Origin of the sequence: Parvibaculum sp. (assembly GCF_035511255.1) — a bacterium.
Classification (GTDB): domain Bacteria; phylum Pseudomonadota; class Alphaproteobacteria; order Parvibaculales; family Parvibaculaceae; genus Parvibaculum.
In genome coordinates, this window is record NZ_DATKFR010000458.1 from 1 (window position 1) to 5,267 (window position 5,267).

General features: G+C 66.0%; 5 protein-coding genes. All 5 read left to right on the forward strand.

Going from position 1 to position 5,267, the window contains the following annotated elements; all coding sequences use genetic code 11:
• On the forward strand, positions 1-679 hold a 679-nt coding region (locus VMR03_RS17090; protein WP_325407351.1), incomplete at its 5' end, for an enoyl-CoA hydratase-related protein.
• Position 680: 1 nt separating this feature from the next.
• Positions 681-2,498: an acyclic terpene utilization AtuA family protein gene (locus tag VMR03_RS17095; protein WP_325407353.1), complete on the forward strand. Its 1,818-nt coding sequence runs from the start codon at positions 681-683 to the stop codon at positions 2,496-2,498.
• The gene (locus VMR03_RS17100) at positions 2,495-3,193 is read left to right on the forward strand and encodes a TetR/AcrR family transcriptional regulator (protein WP_325407355.1); all 699 of its coding nucleotides are present in this window, start codon (positions 2,495-2,497) and stop codon (positions 3,191-3,193) included. The genes VMR03_RS17095 and VMR03_RS17100 overlap by 4 nt, the downstream gene beginning before the upstream one ends.
• Complete coding sequence (locus tag VMR03_RS17105; RefSeq protein WP_325407357.1) at positions 3,190-4,665, forward strand: acetyl-CoA carboxylase biotin carboxylase subunit; 1,476 nt, start codon at positions 3,190-3,192, stop codon at positions 4,663-4,665. The genes VMR03_RS17100 and VMR03_RS17105 overlap by 4 nt, the downstream gene beginning before the upstream one ends.
• A gap of 7 nt (positions 4,666-4,672) precedes the next feature.
• Positions 4,673-5,200 (forward strand): acetyl-CoA carboxylase biotin carboxyl carrier protein subunit, encoded by a 528-nt coding sequence (locus VMR03_RS17110; protein WP_325407359.1) that lies wholly within the window; start codon positions 4,673-4,675, stop codon positions 5,198-5,200.
• Positions 5,201-5,267: the final 67 nt, after the last annotated feature.

Here is a 5,267-nt window from a genome sequence, read left to right on the forward strand (position 1 = left end):
GATCGCGGCTTTCGATGCAGCCGAGGCCGACCCGGCGACGCGGGCCATCGTGCTGACCGGTGCGGGCGACAAGGCCTTCTGCGCGGGTGGCGACCTGCAGCCCGATGCGAATGGCGCGCCCTTTACGGTCGATCCGTCCGATCCGCGCAATTTCATCATCCGGCTTTTCCGCCGCATGGAGCAATGCACGCTCCCCATCGTCGCGCGGGTCAACGGACCGGCGCTGGCGGGCGGGCTCGGGCTTCTCTGCGCCTGCGATCTGGCGGTCGCGTCTTCCTCCGCGCGCTTCGGCACGCCGGAAAGCGGCGTCGGCCTCTTTCCGATGATGATCCTGCCTTATCTGCAACGTGTGCTGACGCCCCGCGCGCTGATGGAGCTCTGCATCACCGGCGAGCTCTTCACGGCGGAGGAAGCGCTCGCCATGGGTCTCGTCAATTACATCGCGCCGCCGGAAGAACTCGACGCCAAAACCGAGTGGCTGCTTGCGCGCATCGTCAACAAGTCGCCGACGGCGGTGCGCCTCGGCAAGATCGGCTTCCACGCTATGCGCGACATGACGCTCGATCAGGCGTTCGACTATGCGCAGCTGATGCTGCCGATGATGGCGCAGTCGAAAGACGCCATCGAGGGTTTCGCCGCCTTCCGCGAGAAGCGCAAGGCGAACTGGACGGGGAAGTGAGATGAAAGGCGCCTTGCGCATCGGCTGTGGAGCGGGCTTCTGGGGCGACAGCGCCTCGGGCGCGGCGCAGCTCGTCCGCAGCGGCGAGATCGACGTGCTGATGCTCGATTATCTGGCCGAGATCACCATGTCGATCCTCGCGCGGGCGAAGGAGAAGAAGCCGGACCTCGGCTATGCGACCGATTTCGTCGATCTCGTGATCGGCGATCTGGCCGAGGAGATTGCGGCGCGCGGGATCAAGGTCGTGGCCAATGCGGGCGGCGTCAATCCGGTGGCTTGCGCGGAGGCTGTGCGCGCGCTGCTGGCGAAGAAGGGCGTGGCGCTGAAAGTCGCGACCGTGCTTGGCGACGATATTTCTGGCGAGCTGGACCGTCTCCGTGCGCTTGGACTGAAAGATATAGAGACGGGGCGCGCGTTGCCGGAGAAGGTCGCGAGCGCCAACGCCTATCTCGGTGCCTTCCCGATTGCGGCGGCGCTGGCGAAGGGCGCGGACATCGTCATCACCGGGCGTTGCGTCGACAGTGCGCTGACGCTCGGACCGCTGATCGCGCATTTCGGCTGGGGCGCTTCCGACTTCGACAGGCTCTCTGCCGGAAGCCTCGCCGGCCATGTCATCGAATGCGGAACGCAGGCGACCGGCGGCATCTTCACCGACTGGGAGAGCGTCGCCGCCGACTGGAGCGATATGGGCTTCCCGATTGCGACCTGCGAGGAAGATGGAAGCTTCGTGCTGAGCAAGCCGAAAGGCACAGGCGGGCTCGTCTCGCCGATGACGGTCGCCGAACAGATCGTTTACGAGGTCCACGATCCGAACCGCTACATTCTGCCGGACGTCGTTTGCGACTGGTCGGGTGTGCGGCTCGAAGCGGTGGGAGAGAACCGGGTGCGCGTCTCGGGCGCGAAGGGCTTCGCACCGACGCCCGACTACAAGGCAAGCCTCACCTATGCGCATGGGTTCCGCTGCATGGCGACGATGATGATCGTCGGGCGCGACGCGGTGGCGAAGGGGGCCCGCGTCGGCGAGGCGATCCTTGCGCGGTCGGAACGGTTGATGGTCGAAAAGGGCTTCGCGTCCTTCCGCGAAACCTCCGTCGAGGTGCTTGGCGCCGAGGCGAATTACGGCATGGCCGCGCGGACGTATGGCGCGCGCGAGGTCCTGCTCAAGATCGCCGTCGCGCATGACGACAAGCGCGCGCTCGAAATCTTCGCGCGCGAAATTTTTCCGTCGGCGACTTCGATGGCGCAGGGGATCACAGGCTTTGCCGGCGGGCGGCCCGGCGTGCAGCCCGTCGTGCGGCTCGCTTCCTGTCTCGTGCCGAAGTCGATGGTGCGGATCGAGATCGAGGTCGACGGCGCGCGGGACACCTTCGACATGCCCGCCGTCTCCAATGAAGCCGCGCCGGCTTCGCGCACATCGCATGCGCTAGCCGCACCGCGTTTCGACGGCGCGACGGTCGAGGTGCCGTTGATCCGCCTCGCCCATGGGCGGAGCGGCGACAAGGGCGATACTGCCAATATCGGTGTGCTGGCGCGCCGCGTGGAGTTCCTGCCTTTTATCGCCGCGGCGCTGACGCCCGAAGCGGTCGCGACCCACTTCGCGCATTTCGCAAAGGGCGAGGTCGAGCGCTTCGACTGGCCGGGGATCGACGGTTTCAACTTCGTATTGCGTCATGCGCTGGGCGGCGGAGGGATCGCGTCGCTCCGCTACGATCCGCAGGGCAAGGGGCTTGCGCAGGTGTTGATGGATCTTCCGGTGACAGTGCCGGAAAGCTGGCTCGCGCATGGCGGCCTTCTCGACGAGGGAAGGGCGGCCGCATGAGCGAAGCCCTGCAACAGCGCCGGGTGATTTCGCGGTTGCCACGCGAGCGGCGCGTCGCCGACATCATGGAAGCGGCGCATGACGTCTTCTGCGAGAGGGGTTATGCGGATGCCTCGATCTCCGACATCGCCGAGCGCGCGCATGTCGTCGAAGGCACGATCTACCGCTATTTCGAGAACAAGCGCGAATTGCTTGTTCGTGTCGTCGGCCATTGGTACGAGGAGATGCTGGCCGACTACGACACGCAGCTTTCCGGCATCAAGGGGACGCGCAACCGGCTGCGCTTCCTCATCTGGCGGCATCTTCGCGCCATCAAGACCGATCCGGCGCTCTGCCGCCTCGTCTTCAGCGAGCTGCGGGCGGGGCCGGATTATCGCGAGACGCGGGTCTTCGATCTCAACCGCGATTATACGCGGCGCACGCTCGACATCCTGCGCGACGCGATCGCGGCGGGCGAGTTTCGCGATGACGCACCGCTGACGTTGGTTCGCGACATGATCTATGGCGGCATCGAGCACCACAGCTGGGCCTTCCTGCGCGGTGAGGGCGATTTCCCGCTCGACGAGACGGCGGACGCGATCACCGACTTCGTCTATCGCGCGCTTGCCGTCGTGCCCGCCGACGATATGACGCTGGCCCGGATCGAACAGGCGGCGGCGAAACTCGAACGGCTCATCGGCAAGGCGGAGGCATGATGTTTTCCAAAGTCCTCGTCGCCAATCGTGGAGAGATCGCGGCCCGCATCATGCGGACGGCGAAGGAAATGGGCATCGCGACGGTCGCGGTCTATCACCATCTGGATCGTGGTGCCCCGCATGTCCGCATGGCCGACGAGGCGGTCGAACTCGATGGCGACGTGCCGACGAAGGCCTATCTCGATCAGGAACAGATCATCGGCATCTGCGCGCGGCTCGGCGTCGAGGCAATCCATCCGGGCTATGGATTTCTTTCGGAGAATGCGGAATTCGCCGAGCGCGTGACGAAGGCGGGGATCGTCTTTATCGGGCCGGACGCCGGCGCGATGCATCTGATGGGCGACAAGGTGCGCTCGCGCAACTTCGCTGCCGAGCATGGCGTGCCGGTCGCGCCGAGCGTCTTGCAGGGTGACGACCCGGAGAACTTCCTCGCCCGGGCGAAGGCCATCGGTTTTCCGCTGCTCATCAAGGCATCGGCCGGTGGCGGCGGCAAGGGCATGAAGATCGTACGGGAAGCGGGCGACCTCGTCGAGGCCGTGCGCACCGCGTCGAGCGAGGCAGAGCGCTATTTCGGCGACGGGCTCGTCTATGCCGAGAAGCTCGTCGAACGCGGGCGGCATATCGAGGTGCAGGTGATCGGCGACGGGACGGGTCGCGTGCTCCATCTCTGCGAACGCGAATGCTCGATCCAGCGCCGCTACCAGAAGATCGTCGAGGAGGCGCCCGCGCCGAACCTCTCCGACGATCTGCGCCAACGTATCCGCGCCGCCGCCGTGCGGCTGGCCTCGGCGGCGAAATACAGGAATGCGGGCACCATCGAGTTCATTCTCGGCGCCGACGGCGACTTCTATTTCCTCGAAATGAACACGCGGCTTCAGGTCGAGCATCCGGTCACCGAAATGATCCTCGGCCTCGATCTCGTTGCCGAGCAGTTCCGCGTGGCGGCAGGCGAAGGACTTTCCTTCCGGCAGGAGGACATCAAGCCCTCGGGTCACGCGATCGAGGTCCGCATCTGCGCCGAGGAGCCGGAGAAGGACTTCCGCCCCGCCATCGGCCGCGTCGGACTTCTGCGTCTGCCGAAGGGCGAGGGCGTTCGCTTCGACGGCGGCATCGCCGAGGGACAGGCGGTGACGCCCGCCTTCGACTCGATGCTGGCGAAGCTCATCGCGCATGGCGGCACACGGGCGGAAGCCATCTCCCGGATGAAGTTGGCGCTTGCCGATCTCGCGCTGCTCGGCGTGCCGACCAATATCGACTACCTCGCGCGCGTCATGGCGCATCCGGCCTTTGCGGCGGCGCGGATCGACACCGGTTTTCTGTCCGAACATGCGGGTACGCTCAATCCGGACGATGCGGTCGCCGAACTCGAACGCGCCGCCTGCGCGGCGGCGGCGCTCGCCCAATCGGACTTCCGGCGGCTCGCCTTCGACGTGCCGGAGCCCCATGCGGCAATGGGCGGATGGCGGAATTGAGGAACGCATGACCACGCAACTCAAACTCGATGGGCGCACCATTCGTCTCGATATAGCCGGGCGCAAGCCGGCCTTGCGGCTGGCCTTCGACGGTATGAGGCACGAGGTCATCGAATTGCCGGCGGAAGACGGCGCTTTCGAACTGAAGTTCGACGGGCGCCTCTATCGCGGCTGGCGCTATGCGGGCGAGCGCGAGATTTACGTGCGGCTCGACGGGCGCACTTTCGTCATGAGCCTCGCGGAGGCGGGCGGCGCATCGGAGGCGAAGGGCAGGCATGCGAATGCCGTGCGCTCGGAGATGCCGGGCACGGTCATCGGCATCCATTGCGCCAGGGGCGACGAGGTGCGGGCCGGCGATACGCTCATCACCATAGAAAGCATGAAACTGCAGATCGGCGTCGCCGCACCGCGCGACGGGGTGATCGAGGATATTCACGTGGCGGCCAACGCCACCTTCGAGCGCGACGCGCTGCTGGTTTCTTTCACGGCGCTTGCCGAACTCGCGGACGCCGACCTCATGGAGAAAAGGGCATGAGCCGGATCGTTTCGACCGTCAAGCCGGAGTCCGACGAGTTCCGCCGCCGCTACCGGCACAACCGGCG